This window comes from Micromonospora trifolii (assembly GCF_022229005.1).
In the GTDB taxonomy this organism is placed as follows: domain Bacteria; phylum Actinomycetota; class Actinomycetes; order Mycobacteriales; family Micromonosporaceae; genus Micromonospora; species Micromonospora trifolii.
The window spans coordinates 1-13,579 of the sequence record NZ_JAKKFD010000029.1 but is presented as its reverse complement, the minus strand read 5'-3'; the positions used below and the strand labels follow the sequence as shown (position 1 = coordinate 13,579).

Annotated in this window: 12 protein-coding genes, 1 tRNA gene and 1 pseudogene; 9 read left to right on the top strand and 5 right to left on the bottom strand. The window is 70.4% G+C overall.

Annotated elements, in window-relative coordinates:
* The first annotated feature begins 215 nt into the window (after positions 1 to 215).
* Positions 216 to 821, top strand: coding sequence for a TetR/AcrR family transcriptional regulator (locus NIE79_RS19105; protein WP_238679854.1), 606 nt, complete (start codon positions 216 to 218; stop codon positions 819 to 821).
* A 50-nt stretch (positions 822 to 871) separates the two neighbouring features.
* On the opposite strand, the gene NIE79_RS19100 is transcribed toward NIE79_RS19105, so the two are convergent.
* Complete coding sequence (locus NIE79_RS19100; RefSeq protein ID WP_238679853.1) at positions 872 to 2,080, bottom strand: amino acid deaminase/aldolase; 1,209 nt, start codon at positions 2,078 to 2,080, stop codon at positions 872 to 874.
* A 307-nt stretch (positions 2,081 to 2,387) separates the two neighbouring features.
* Here NIE79_RS19100 and tmk point away from each other — a divergent pair, with 307 nt between their 5' ends.
* From tmk to NIE79_RS19070, 6 genes are all read left to right on the top strand, one after another.
* The gene (tmk, locus tag NIE79_RS19095; protein ID WP_308193192.1) at positions 2,388 to 4,487 is read left to right on the top strand and encodes a dTMP kinase; all 2,100 of its coding nucleotides are present in this window, start codon (positions 2,388 to 2,390) and stop codon (positions 4,485 to 4,487) included.
* On the top strand, positions 4,487 to 5,749 hold the full coding sequence (locus NIE79_RS19090) for a DNA polymerase III subunit delta' (RefSeq protein ID WP_238679852.1): 1,263 nt from the start codon (positions 4,487 to 4,489) through the stop codon (positions 5,747 to 5,749). Before tmk ends, NIE79_RS19090 begins: the two co-directional genes overlap by 1 nt.
* A gap of 122 nt (positions 5,750 to 5,871) precedes the next feature.
* Positions 5,872 to 6,201 (top strand): YbaB/EbfC family nucleoid-associated protein, encoded by a 330-nt coding sequence (locus NIE79_RS19085; protein WP_007454690.1) that lies wholly within the window; start codon positions 5,872 to 5,874, stop codon positions 6,199 to 6,201.
* Between the two features lies 1 nt (position 6,202).
* Positions 6,203 to 6,508 (top strand): hypothetical protein, encoded by a 306-nt coding sequence (locus NIE79_RS19080; protein WP_238679851.1) that lies wholly within the window; start codon positions 6,203 to 6,205, stop codon positions 6,506 to 6,508.
* Positions 6,508 to 7,182 (top strand): hypothetical protein, encoded by a 675-nt coding sequence (locus NIE79_RS19075; protein ID WP_238679850.1) that lies wholly within the window; start codon positions 6,508 to 6,510, stop codon positions 7,180 to 7,182. Before NIE79_RS19080 ends, NIE79_RS19075 begins: the two co-directional genes overlap by 1 nt.
* A 373-nt stretch (positions 7,183 to 7,555) precedes the next feature.
* Positions 7,556 to 8,395, top strand: a complete 840-nt coding sequence (locus tag NIE79_RS19070; protein ID WP_112585777.1) for a PSP1 domain-containing protein — start codon at positions 7,556 to 7,558, stop codon at positions 8,393 to 8,395.
* A 97-nt stretch (positions 8,396 to 8,492) separates the two neighbouring features.
* On the opposite strand, the gene NIE79_RS19065 is transcribed toward NIE79_RS19070, so the two are convergent.
* Entirely contained in the window at positions 8,493 to 10,247 is a 1,755-nt protein-coding gene (locus NIE79_RS19065; protein WP_372471661.1) for a metallophosphoesterase family protein, read from the bottom strand.
* A 144-nt stretch (positions 10,248 to 10,391) separates the two neighbouring features.
* Here NIE79_RS19065 and NIE79_RS19060 point away from each other — a divergent pair.
* Both NIE79_RS19060 and NIE79_RS19055 read left to right on the top strand, forming a co-directional pair.
* Positions 10,392 to 10,468 (top strand) — tRNA-Thr (locus NIE79_RS19060).
* A 153-nt stretch (positions 10,469 to 10,621) separates the two neighbouring features.
* Entirely contained in the window at positions 10,622 to 11,056 is a 435-nt protein-coding gene (locus NIE79_RS19055; RefSeq protein ID WP_238679849.1) for a DUF6228 family protein, read from the top strand.
* Between the two features lie 23 nt (positions 11,057 to 11,079).
* Here the strand turns inward: NIE79_RS19055 and NIE79_RS19050 are convergent, their stop codons facing one another.
* The 3 genes and pseudogenes from NIE79_RS19050 to NIE79_RS19040 all read right to left on the bottom strand — a co-directional run.
* Positions 11,080 to 12,345, bottom strand: coding sequence for a glycosyltransferase (locus tag NIE79_RS19050; protein ID WP_238679848.1), 1,266 nt, complete (start codon positions 12,343 to 12,345; stop codon positions 11,080 to 11,082).
* 8 nt (positions 12,346 to 12,353) lie between these two features.
* A complete protein-coding gene (locus NIE79_RS19045) occupies positions 12,354 to 12,974 on the bottom strand; it encodes a tetratricopeptide repeat protein (RefSeq protein ID WP_238679847.1) in 621 nt (206 codons plus the stop codon).
* A pseudogene (locus tag NIE79_RS19040) lies at positions 12,974 to 13,579 on the bottom strand (hypothetical protein); the annotation flags it as partial. The gene NIE79_RS19045 and the pseudogene NIE79_RS19040, both read right to left, overlap by 1 nt.

Below are 13,579 nucleotides of genomic sequence, written 5' to 3'. Positions count from 1 at the left end.
ATTCATGAATATGAACTGACTTCATATCAGGAACGTTCTAGCTGGTAAATACCGCAATTGCGATCCGCTCGTTGTACCGGTAGTCACGGACTCGTGACGTGGAGATATGTTCATCCGTCGAAGGGGGGTGGCGCAGAGTGTCCACACCAGCCGCCACGACCGGGCCGCTGCGCCGCGTACCGGTGCAAGGTCGAAGTGTCGCGCGGGTACAGCGCATGTTGGATGCCTGCGCCGAACTCGTCGACGAGGTGGGGTACGAGGGGCTGACCACCACCCTGCTCGCCGAGCGGGCCGAGGTGGCGATCGGGTCGGTCTACCAGTTCTTTCCGGACAAGCGGGCGATCGTGCAGGCGCTGACCCTGCGGACCATGGAGTCCTACCTCCAGCGCCTCGACGAGCGGTTCGCCTCCGACGAGATGACCCACTGGTGGGACGGCGTCGACGCGGGCATCGACGAGTACATCACGATGCACCGCACCGTCCCCGGCTTCCGTACCCTGCACTTCGGCGACGTGGTCGACCTGCACCTGCTCGACGAGCAGCGGGACAACAACGGCGTGATCGCCGACCAGTTGGCCCGGGTGCTCACCGAGCGTTTCGGGCTCACCGACGTACCCAAGCTGCGCTTCGTGCTGGAGATCGCGGTCGAGGCGGCGGATGCGCTGATCAAGCTCGCGTTCCGTCGGAAGCCCGAGGGCGACGAGCGGGTGCTGCTCGAGGCGAAGGCGCTGATCCGGGAGTACCTGCACCGCCAGGTCGACGGCCCGGACAACGGCCGGTCCCCAGTCGGCAAGCAGGCCGAGGCGCCCCAACCCGCCTGAGTCGGCACGGCGGGCGGGCCTCGGCCGGCGGTGGGGGCGGCTGTCCGGTTTCAGAGGAAGGCCTGCCCCTCACCCCGGTAGGTGGGGACGGTCGCCACTATCGCGTCCCCCTCGATCAGGTGCAGCTCGTTGACCCGTTCACACAGCTCACCTGCCTTGGCGTGCCGGAACCACACCCGGTCGCCGACGCGCAGCTCGGCCGCCGCCGCTCCGGACAGCGGTGTCTGCACCTCGCCGGCGCCCTCGGTGCCGACCAGCTTCAGCCCCGCCGGTAGCCACGGCCGGGGCAGTCGACTGTCGGCGGCCGGGCCGGAGGCGATCCAGCCACCGCCGAGCACCGTCGCCAGCTCCGGCGTCGGTCGGCGGACCACCGCGCAGGCGAAGAACGCCGCCGGGGTGGGCCGCCAGGCGCGGTACGCGTCGAACAGCGTCGGCCCGTACAGGCCCGATCCCGCGGTTATCTCGGTGACCGCGGGATCGGCGCTGGTCGCGGCCACGCTGCCGGTGCCGCCGCCGTTGACGAACTCCAGGTCGGCGTGCTCGCGTACCGCGGCGACCGCCGCGCCCCGGCGGGCCAGCAACTCGCGGTACGACCCGCGCTGGGCCAGCCTGATCGCGCCCGCCAGCAGTGTCTTGCCCGGCGGCGCGTCGCCCAGGCCGGCGATCTGTGCCTCGTACGACATCAGCCCGACCAGCCGGAAGCCCTGCCGACCGGCGACGGCGGCGGCGAGCGCGCCGGCTGCCCTAGCGCTGTGCACCGGTGAGCGGCGGACGCCGACGTGCACCCGGCCGCGCAGCGGTCGCCACGAGGCGTCCAGATCCAGGCAGAGCCGTAGCTCGGCGCGTTGCCCCGGGGGCTCGATGGCGTCGATGAGGTCGAGTTGGCCGGTGCTGTCGATCATCAGGGTGATCGCGGCGGCGAGCGTGGGGTCGGCCCCCAGCTCGGCGAGGGCGGCCCGGTCAGCGCTCGGGTACGCGACCAGCACGTCGTCGCTGACGCCGGCGCGGACCAGCCAGATCGCCTCGGGCACTGTGAACGCCATCACGCCCTGCCAGCCGGGCCGGGCGAGGGCTCGACTGATCAGCTCCCGGCTGCGGACCGACTTGCTGGCGAGGCGGACCGGTTTTCCGGCGGCGCGATCGGCCAGGGCGGCCGAATTGGCGTCGAAGGCGGTGAGGTCGACCACCGCGTACGGGGGGTCGAGGTGGGCAGTCGCCCGATCCAGGCGCTCGCGAAGTTTGTCGCTTTCGATGGCCACGTGTGCACGCTAACTGTCTGACGGCGAATGCGAAATACCCTCGCGTACGTCCGGGCTGCGGCCGGTACCTCCGGCGGCCTAGGCTCAGCGAGCAGGAGAATGTCGCCCGGGGGGTGACCCCCGCCGGGTCTAGAGTGTTGCACCGGAGGTGCCCAGCGATGGGCCGGCACGTGGAGGTACGGCCATCGAAAGCCAGAACAGCGGCGAGTCGCCCGGCGTGTCGCGCTCGGGTGACCAGTCGGACAACGCCGCCAAGCAACCCAACGGCGGTCAGGTTGATCCGTCCGGTTATGCCGCAATCCGGTCCGTGCTGCGCATCCGGCCCTTCCGCCGGCTGTGGATCGTGCTCGGCGCGGCCTCCTTCGGTGACTGGCTCGGCCTGCTGGCCACCGCCCTCTTCGCCGCCTCGCAGGTGCAGGGCAGCACCGCCCAGGGCGCGGCGTTCGGCGGGGTCACCGCGATCCGGCTGCTGCCCGCGCTGGTGCTCGGCCCGGTGGCCGGCGTCTTCGCCGACCGGTTCGACAGGCGCTGGACGATGGTCATCTGCGACCTGCTGCGCTTCGTGCTCTTCGCCTCCATTCCGCTCTACGCCCTCAGCGGCGCCCCAGGCGGCCTGGTGGTCGGCTGGGCGCTGATCGCCACCTTCCTGATCGAGTCGCTCACCCTGCTCTGGATCCCGGCCAAGGAGGCCGCGGTCCCGAACCTGATCCCGCGGGCCCGGCTGGAAGCGGCCAACCAGCTCACCCTGATCACCACGTACGGCCTCACCCCGGTCGCCGCCGCCATCGGCCTTGCCGTGCTCGACCGAGGCGTCCGTGGCGCCGTCGGCGGCGACCTGCCCTCCTGGGCCGAGCCGGCCCAGCTAGCGCTCTGGATCAACTCCTTCTCCCGACTCGCCACCGCACTGGTGGTGGCCTTCGGGATCAAGGAGATCAGCGAGGCGCAACGCGGTGAGGCCGAACGTGCCGAGCAGAGCATGTTCCGGCAGTTCTCCGAGGGCTGGAAGTACATCGGCCAGACCCCGCTCGTCCGCGGCTTGGTGCTGGGCATCTTCGGCGCGTTCGCCGGCGGCGGCATCGTGGTCGGCACTGCCAAGTTCTTCGCCAATTCGCTGGGCGCTGGCGACGCGGCATTCTCACTGCTCTTCGGTGCCATCTTCGTCGGCCTGGCGCTCGGCATCGGGCTCGGCCCGATGGTCGTCAAGGAGATGTCCCGGCGCCGCTGGTTCGGCATGAGCATCGTGCTGGCCAGCGCCGCGGTGATGACCCTCGCCTTCGCCATCCACCTGTCCATGGCGATCGTCGGCGCGGTGCTGGTCGGCGCCGGTGCCGGGATGGCATTCCTGGCCGGCACCACGCTGCTGGGCGGCGAGGTAGCCGACGAGGTGCGCGGCCGGGTCTTCGCTGTGGTGCAGATCGGCACCCGGCTGGTGCTGATCCTGGCCATCGGCCTGAGCAGCGTGTTGGTAGGTGTCGGCGGCTCCCGCAAACTGACAATCGCCGACCTCGGCATCTCCGTCTCCTCCACCCGACTGCTGCTACTCGCCGCCGGTGCCGCCGGCATCTTCGCCGGGATCAGCGCGTTCGGCCAGATGGACGACAAGAAGGGCGTCCCGGTCCTCGCCGACCTGTGGGGCTCCATCCGGGGCCGTCCGCTGATGCCCGCCGAGCCGTTCGTCTCCGCCGGGCTCTTCGTGGTCTTCGAGGGCGGCGAGGGCGCGGGGAAGTCCACCCAGCTCACAGCGCTCTCCGAGCGGCTGCGCGGTCACGGCCGAGAGGTGGTGGTCACCCGCGAGCCGGGGGCCACCGGCGTCGGCCGGCGAATCCGGTCGCTGGTGCTGGACACCTCCGGCGACGACGCGCCCTCCCCCCGGGCCGAGGCGCTGCTCTACGCCGCCGACCGGGCGCACCACGTGGCCACCATCGTCCGGCCCGCGCTGGTCCGGGGCGGCGTGGTGATCAGCGACCGGTATGTCGACTCGTCCCTGGCGTACCAGGGCGCCGGCCGGACTCTGCCCGTCGACGAGGTCTCCTGGCTCTCCTCCTGGGCCACCGGTGGGCTCAAGCCCGACCTGGTGGTGCTGCTGGACGTCGAACCGCGCACCGGCCTGTCCCGGGTGGCCTCGCGCAACACCGGCACCGACCGGCTGGAGGCCGAGTCGGTCGCCTTCCACGAGCGCGTCCGGTACGCGTTCCTCGACCTCGCCGCCGCCGACCCGAAGCGCTACCTGGTGCTCGACGCGTCCCGGCCGGTCGACGAGATCACCAGGCTGGTGGTCCGGCGGGTCGAGGAGATGCTCGGCAAGCCGGGCGGCATCGTGCACCCGCGCCCGGCGCAGGGCCCGGACACCTCGGTGCAGCCTGAGTTATCCGACGCGGAGCTGGTGACGATGGAGCACAAAACCTGATGCCGGACGTCTTCGCCGACCTGGTCGGTCAGGACGAGGCGGTGGTCGAGCTGCGGCGCGCCGCAGCCGCGGCTGCCGCCGTGCTGCGTGCTGGCGCGGCCGCGTTGGTCGCCGCCGGCCCGGTCAGCCGTGACGCGTCAGCGGCCGACGACGCCGTGACCAGCACCGTGGACCCGTCCACCGGGATGACGCACGCGTGGATCTTCACCGGGCCACCCGGCTCCGGCCGCTCGGTCGCCGCACGGGCGTTCGCCGCCGCACTCCAGTGCGTGCACGGCACCGGCTGCGGTGAGTGCCCCGGCTGCCACACCACAATGGGCGGCACCAACGCCGACGTGCGGATGGTGGTGCCGGAAGGGCTCTCCATCGGCGTCGGCGAGATGCGCGCGCTGGTGCTCCGCGCGGCCAGCACCCCGTCCGGCGGGCGCTGGCAGGTGGTGGTCATCGAGGACGCCGACCGGCTCACCGAGGCCGCCGGCAACGCCCTGCTCAAGGCGATCGAGGAACCCCCGCCGAGGACGGTCTTCCTGCTCTGCACCCCGTCCACCCACCCGGACGACATCTCGGTGACCATCCGGTCGCGCTGTCGGGTCGTACCCCTGCGGCAGCCGCCGGCCACCGCGGTGGCCGAGGTGCTGGTTGGTCGGGACGGCATCGCCCCCGACGTGGCGCAGTGGGCGGCGGCGGCCGCGCAGGGTCACGTGGGGCGGGCCCGCCGGCTGGCCCGCGACCCGGAGGCCCGCAAACGACGCGAGGCGGTGCTCGCGGTGCCCCGCCGGTTGACGGGTGTCGGCGCGGCGTTCGACGCGGCGTCCGCGCTGATCGAGGCGGCCGAGGCGGAGGCCGAGGCGTCGGTCACCGAGGCCGACACGACCGAGCGGGCGGCGCTGGAGACCGCGCTCGGCGCGGGCGGCACCGGCCGGGGCGCGGCCGGCGCCATGCGAGGCGCTGCCGGGCAGCTCAAGGAGCTGGAGAAGCGGCAGAAATCCCGGGCCACCCGGGCCCAGCGGGACGCACTGGACCGGGCGCTGGTCGACCTCGCGGGCTTCTACCGGGACGCGCTCACCATGGCGCTGCGCGCACCCGTCACCCCTGTGCACACCGACACGGCCGCGCTGGCCGGCGCCGGCGCGCAGAAGTGGGACGCCGAGGGGTCGCTGCGCCGGCTGGAGGCCGTGCTCGCCTGCCGCGCGGCGATCGAGGCGAACGTCAAGCCGCGGATCGCGGTCGAGGCGATGATGCTCGCCCTCTGGAAGGGCTGACCCGCGCTTCCCGGCCGTTGTCCACAGGCATCGACAGGCCCGATTGCGGTGCGGTACGGTCCCTGTGCCGTGGTGACGGTGGCACCACACTGAGTGATGGATCACCCGGGAGGAGTCGGCCGATGCCGCGGGGGGAGATCGACGAAGCCTGGATCGAGGAGGCGGTGCGACGCTACCGCCGGATCGAGTCCCTCCAGGCCGAGTTCGACCAGGCGGTGTCGACCGTCGAGGTGACCGTCCGCTCGCCGGACGGCCTGGTCGAGGTGGTGGTCACCGCCGGTGGACGGATCACCGACGTCCGGTTCCTCGGGCCGCTGCACACCCGCAGCCCGCGTGACGTGGCCGGCTCGGTGCAGGCCGCTGTCACCGCGGCGGCCGACGCCGCCGAATGGGCCCGGGAAAAGCTGCACAACGAGACGTTCGCCGCCTACCGACCGCTCGCGGGGGCCTGAGATGGACACGCTGCGCGCGCTCTCCGCCCGACTGGACGAGGCGAGCGCCACGCTCACAGTCGTTTCGCACACCGTCACCGCCAGCGATCCGGCCCAGACCGCGTTCGGCGCCGACGCGCCGGGCCGCCCGGGGGAGATCGGTCGGGCGCTGCACCGGCAGTGGACCACCGCCACCGACGACCGGGCCCGGGAGGCCCGCGCCGCCGCCGGTCGACTGGCCGCCGCCGCAGCGGCGGTGCGGGAGGCCGCCGACCGCTACGCCGAGGTCGACCGGGTGGCCCGCCGCCGGCTCACTGGGGAACCGTGATGGACGCACTGGACCGGCTCGCCGAACCCGGCCTCGACCTGCTCCGCCGGGTGGACACGCTGATCGCGGCCGGCGTCCCCGAGGGGCACCGGGTCTGGCCGCTGCTGCGCCGCATGCAGGTGCTGCCGGGCGACGCGGTTCGCAGCTTCCTCGACCTGCACCCGGTGCCGCTCGCCAGCGCCGGCCACGCGGTGCGCCGGCTCGTCCGGGGGTACGACGACGTCTCTGCCGCGCTCACCGACTCGGTGCTCTGGTCCGGTCCGGCCGCCACCGCGTACGGGCAGCAGCGGGCGGCGCTGCTACGCCACCTCGACGAGGGGCCGGACAGCCTGGTCGGCCGACTCGAATCCACCGCCGGTTACGCCGACGCCCTCGCCGACTGGGTGGAGGGCAGCCGTCTCGCGCTGGCCCGCACGTTGGCCGACGTGCTCCGCTCGGCCGAAGCGGTCGCCGTTGTCGCCGCCACCGGTGCGTCGACGCGCCCCGGGCCGGTCGGCCCCGGTGTGGCCGACGCCGCCGAGATCGCCGCACGGGTGCTGGCGGTGCTCTGCGTCGCGTACGACGGTGCGGAGACGCTGCTGCGTCAGTGGGCGCCGAGCCTGGCCGAGACCGCGTGGCGTCCGCCAACGGACGGGCGCCCCCGCTACGACCAGCCCACCCGGGTCGGCTGGTAACCGAGCCTGGCCCTGCGGCCATGGCCGGGCCGCCCCGGACCTCGGTCCTCTGGCCGTGGCCGCCTTCCGAATCTCGGTCTTCGGCCCTGGCCGCTTCGCCTCGGACAGGCCACGGCGTCGCTCGCGGGCGCCTGGCCTGAGCCGCCGCCCACGGCGACGCCGTGGTCTTCCCCCTGCACCCCCCGCAGGTCTGCCTCCACTCAACGCCGCCGAGGCACGTCTTGTCTCCTGCCCGGCCCCGGATTCAACCGTCCGGGCGAGCAGCAACGGCACGACGGGACGCCCGGCAATAGGTCAAGTCGACGGTCATGAATGGCAGCCGGGCGTGGTCGGCCGCTGCGCTTCGCGGCGTGACCCGTCGTAAGGTGGGGGGATGGGCATGCTCTGCGCGGTCAGCTTCAACCGGTACGGGCGGCTCTACTACCTCGACCCGGGCGAGTTGCGTCCGCAGGTGGGCGACCGGGTGCTGGTGCCCACCGACGACGGGCCCGAGGTGGCGGAGTGCGTGTGGGCCGCGCAGTGGGTGACCGAGGAGACCGACGGCTTCCCCCGACTGGTCGGGCTGGCCGGCGACGACGACCTCCGCCGGGACGAGGCGTTGCGTCGGCGCAAGGCCGAGGCGAAGGTGGCCGCGAAACGGCTGATCCGCTCGCACGGCCTGCCGATGAAGGTGGTGGCGGTCGACCATGTGCTCGGCTCCGCCGAGAGCGGCGGTGAGCGCAGCACCGTGTACTTCACCGCCCCGCACCGGGTGGACTTCCGCTCCCTGGTCCGCGACCTGGGCGCCACCCTGCACTGTCGGGTGGAGCTGCGCCAGCTCTCCGCACGCGACTCCGCGCGGGTGCAGGGCGGCATCGGCTCCTGCGGTCGGGACCTGTGCTGCGCCACGTTCCTCACCGACTTCGAGCCGGTGACCATCCGGATGGCGAAGGACCAGGACCTGCCGCTCAACCCGCTGCGCATCTCCGGTGCGTGCGGTCGGCTGATGTGCTGCCTCAAGTACGAGCACCCGCTGTACCAGCGTTTTCAGGAGACCGCCCCGGCGGTCGGCAGTCGGGTCTCCACCCCCGAGGGTGACGGCCGGGTCGTCGGCCACAGCGTCCCCCGCGACGCGGTGACCGTACGCCTGGACGCCGACGGCTCCCGCTGCTCCTGCTCCCGAGCCTCCGTCTGCGCCCCCCGCCAAGCCCACGACCAGCACTACACCCCCTAACCCCCACCCCGTCCTGCGTTGATCATGAAGTTATTGCCATCCCGAGCGGCGTGTCGGGGCAATAACTTCATGATCAACCGGGGTTGGTGGGGTGGGGTTAGTGCAGGACTGTGGGGGGTTCGGTTAGGTGGGGGGTCAGGGGGGACTTGGGGATCAGCCAGCTCTGCGTGGGGGACTGATCGGGGTTGACCTGCCAGTCGCGGGAGACCCGGTCCACCCCCAGCGGGTAAATCGTCAACGTGCCGTCCGGGTCGATGCGCAGTCGCAGGAACGACTTCGAGTCCTCGATGCCCTGGCCGGCGAAGAGTTCGTTGACGTTCACGCCGAACGAGCCCGCCACCAGCAGGTACACCGCCACCAGCTGGCTGGCGACCAGACCGATCACCGGGCCGTAGAGCACCGCCGCGGCGACCGCCGGCAGCGGCCACGGCCAGTCGTAGAACGGCAGCGCCAACCAGACCCAGGTGCCCGCCGCCGCCAGGGCCACCTGCGCCACGCCGTGGCCGACGCCGAGGATCCAGTGCCGCGCGTGGCGTTTGCCGCTCGCGCTCGGTGGCTTGGCGAACAGGGCCGCCGCGATCACCGTCACGAGCACCATCAGCACCAGCGGGACGCTGAACAGCCGCTGGTTGGTGCTGTCGGCCCAGTTCGCCGTCGCACCCGCCATGGCCAGCATCAGCAGGGTGTGCAACGTGCCGAGCAACGTGGTGAAGCCGGGATTGCGGAACGGCAGCCGGGGGAAGATGCCCCAGCCGTAGCGGCGGGACCGCGCGGCGTCCGGGTAACGGGCCACCAGGTCGTACGGCTGGGCGGAGCTGGCCTTGCGGGCCAGCGTGTCCCGCGGTGGCACCTCGATGCGCTCCGGCAGCTTGTGCGTGGGGTAGAGGTAAGCGCCGCCCCCACCGCAGGTGATCAGCTCACGGTCCGGCCCGGAGTAGCGGGCGTAGTGGTGCAGGTCCCCGGAGAGGAGAAGCCGCACCCGCGCCCCGGTGGGATCGATGATCGTACGGATGAAGTAGTCGATCGAGTCGTACGCCGTGGGGTTGTCGGCGGCCTTGACCCAGGTCGGCGCCGGCGCCGCGATGATCACCTTGGACTCCGGCCCGAGCCGCCGGGCCACCTCGTCGAAGTAGGCCAGCTGCGGGTCGTCCAGGTACGAGCCGGACTGGTCGTCGACGCCGAGCAACCACCAGCCGGCCGGCAACTCCACAGCGAAGTACGACCGGGACTGCCCGGTGCCCCAGCCCGCGAAGTTGCGGTCCCGGGAGCGGACGAACAACCGCAGGAACGCCGTGAGGCCGTCGTACCAGTCGTGGTTGCCCGGCACCGCGAAGAGCGTCGGCTTCTCGGCCGGCGCCACCGGCAGGGCGGCCTGGTAGGGGCCCTTGCACCGGTCCTCGTAGGCGGCGTAGGCCGCTGACGGGTACACCTGGTCGCCGCCCATCACCAGGGTCTGCGCCCGGGGCAGGCGGTGCCCGTCGACGGTCAGCTCGGGCTGCGCCAGCAGGTACGCCACCGAGTAGGTGGCGTTGAAGCCGTCGCCGAGGTCGGCCACGTAGTCGAGCCACAGCCCGCCGTCCGGCCCGACCTGGCGGAAGACGCCGTCGCCGAACGCGTTCTGCAACTCGCGCTTGTCGAGGTACGCCCCGAAGAGCACCGCCAGCAGTGTCCGGATGCCGGTGCTGATCAACAGAAACGGCGCCAGCCACGGCACCGGCTTGCGCGGCGTGAAGCCCAACTCCAGCGGGTCGGTGCTGCGCGGCCGGTGGGCGGCGCGTTCACCGGCCGGCGCACGGTCAGGGCGTTCGGCGGGCTCGTCCTGACGTTCGGGGTGGTCGCGTTCGTCGCTCACCCGCCGCAGCGTAGTCCCGGCCCCGATGATCTGCTGTCCGGTAAACGTCCAGATGGCGGCCGATGTCCGGTTGGCGCTGGCCGGGGCGACGGGGGTATCCCGTTCGGTCGGTGCCGCCAGGGTGCCGTACACTTGCTGATCGTTGCCGCCTTAGCTCAGTCGGCTAGAGCGACGCACTCGTAATGCGTAGGTCGACGGTTCGATTCCGTCAGGCGGCTCCACTGAAAGGCCCAGGTCACCGGCTTGATCGCCGATCATGACCTGGGCCTTTTGCCTGCCCTCGCCAGGGCGAGCAGCCAAGCGACCCGGCAGCGATCGCGGGACGGCCCGGCCGTCGGACGGGCCGCGGCCGAAGGGGCATACTGCGAGCCACTATGAGCGAACCCTTCGTCCTACAAGGGCAAGGCGACCAACTGTGGCTTGTTCATCCTCCGCAAGATCCGTACGGGGACGGTTTCGTCTACACGATCGCGACGGAGTTGCACGAGCTGGGCATGGCAGCGTCGACGGTCGCCAAGGTTGATGATCTCCACGCCTCCCTGGGTACGACGCTGCCCGGGTTCCTGGAGAGGCTCGCTGCCGATTGGGAAGGTTGGGGCGGCACCCGTACCTGGACATCCATGGAACGCGAGCTTGTGCTCGACGCTCGGCACGACGGTCGAGGTCGCGTGTCGTTAGGTGTGACTCTTCGGGCTCCCGGCCCCGACTGGGACGACACCGCCTGGTCCGCCAGATCGGTCTTCGTCCTCGAAGCAGGGGAAGAGATGACCCGCCTTGCCGGCGACCTCACGCACTTCCTCCGCACGTAGCTGCGGTCCGCGTCGGATCGCTGCTACATGTTCAGCAGGCCGCCGTTGCGCAGGGCTTCATCCTTGATCGCGATGAGATTCGCTGAGACGTACGGGATGTTGTGCGCCTGGTGCCACTCGCTCGGGAAGTACGTGACCAACCGCGACGCCTGGAACCGGCAGGTGATTTCAGGTACGAACCGGGAATACTTGGCGTCCGTGAAGTACCAGAACGAGTTTTCGTTGTAGAACGCCACATGCGTCGGGTCCTGGTAGGCGCCTCGTCCGTCGGTGCTGGGCGTCAGCGACAACAACATCCCGTTCGGCGCGAGCAGTCGGTACAGCTCGTTGAACAGTGCGATCTTGTCCGGGATGTGTTCCAGGAAATCCACCGCCCGAATGACCCCGACGCTGTTGTCCGGCAGGTCGACACCTTTCGTGATGTCGCAGACGATGTCCACACCGGACCCGTCGTGGTAATCGAGGCCGAGGTAGCCTTCCGGCTTGTTGTGCGCGGCGCCCAGGTCGAGCGCCAGGAGCCCTTGGCGACGTGACCAGGCCAGCACATTATGTTGAATGTTCCGGTCGTAGATCTCCACCGTGCGCTGCTGGATGCGAGCGTTGACTTCTGGAATGCGCTGCGTGTTCTTGGCGTGCATGCGTTGCAGGTACAGGCATTTCTGAATGTGATGGAACTCGCTCACCTGGTACATCCGAGCCATGAGATCGGCGTCGTCCGCAACGTCGAGTGACTCGTCGTACCCGCCGACCTTCTCGTAGATGTCCCGGCGGAACGCCCGCACATGGTTCGGTGCGTACCAGATGTAGCTCACATTGTGTGGAGTCGGCGGCAACGCCCGGCAGACCAGCACTTCGCGGCCGTCCACCTTGTCGTCGTAGTGCCGCCAGCCGAACGAACTCGCGAAACGGTCTTCAGAACGGCCGCCGTCCTCCTGGATCTGCGCGGTGTCGCTGTAGACGAACCCCACCTCCGGGTTGGCGTCGAAGGCGTCGACGATCTCTTGCAGGCAGTCACTGCTGAGCAGGTCGTCGTCGTCAAGCTCGACCAGGATGTCACCGGTAGCCTCGGCGCAGGCGTACCCCTTCACTGCGCCGACGCCGTTCAGGTTGTCCTGGACAATGAGCCGGATCCGATCGTCATGCCTCTCGGGCCGCCAACGCGACCCCTGATTGAGGATGACCACCCATTCCCAGTCGGTGAAGGTCTGCGCGACGAGTGATTCGAAGCATTCGTCGATGAAGCGGGTGCGGTTGCTGCCCGTGAAGACCGTTACGCGAGGTGTGCGCATTGATCCAGTCACCGACCCGCCGAAGTCGAAGACCGAGCGGCAGGAGTTGTGCGGTACTTCGCGGGAACGGCTGAGGTGAGCCCCTTGTCCAGACGGATCGCCGTCTTGAAGGCGTCCCGCGCTGCCGCGTCCTCACCGGACTGCGACAGCAACATGCCCAGTCGGAGGTAGGCGGTGGATGACTTGTCGTCGATCGACACGACCTTGCGGTAGATGTCAATCGCCGTCGTCGGCGCCTTGCCTTCCAGCACTATGGCCTTGTTGTAAAGGGCCGGCTTGTAGTTGGCGTCGGCCGCCAGTGCCTTGTCGTAGTTGTTGATCGCCTCGTCGGCCTGGTTGCGCGACTGGGCGATGTAGCCGAGGTTGAACCAGGCGAACTTGTTGTCGGCCTCGGCGTCCACAAGCTTCTCAAAGGTGACCTTCGCCGCGTCGAAGTTGCCGGCCTGGCCCTGCTCGACACCGAGCTTGAGCAGATCCTCCGGTTTAGTTTCGGTGCCGCCGTTCGACTTGTCGGTGTTGCCGGCGTTGTTCGTCTGCGGCTTCTCGGCAGGCTTGTCGCTGCATGCCGTGACTCCGGTAAGCAGGACCGCACCGCAGGCGAGCGACCCGAATATCTGACGCATGTCCATTACTCCTCCTCGACGGTGACGGGGCGGTTCGACCTGCTGTTCGGCCCGTTGGCATCGCTGCTGTTTGACGGTGCCCGGCCTGACGTGCTGGACCGAGCCGTCAATGCCAGCGGTGTGGCGAGTGAAATGCACGAGACCCAGATGTCAGCGCCTCCGCCGGTGAAGGTGAACTGATAGCCGCTGGTCGACAGTGGCTGGATGAGCACCGGGTTGACGCCTGCTCCCGAAAGTTGGTATCCGGTTCCGACAGCAATATCTCCGGCCTGGCAGCCGAAATCGACAGGGGTGTCTGCGATCACGGTCAGAGGGCCCTGAATGTAGGCGGCCTCGATTCCGTTGCCCGCCACGCCCTGCGGGCCCTGGGCACCCGTGGCGCCCTGCGCACCTTGGGTGCCTTGGAAACCCTGGGCGCCGGTGGTGCCGGTGGCGCCTTGAACTCCTGCGTCGCCCTGCGGGCCTTGGGCGCCCGTGGCGCCTTGGAAGCCTTGAGCGCCTTGAGCACCTGCGTCGCCTTGCGGACCTTGGGCGCCGGTGGCGCCTTGAGCGCCGGTCGCGCCTTGAAAGCCTTGAGCACCCGCGTCGCCCTGCGGGCCTTGGGCGCCGGT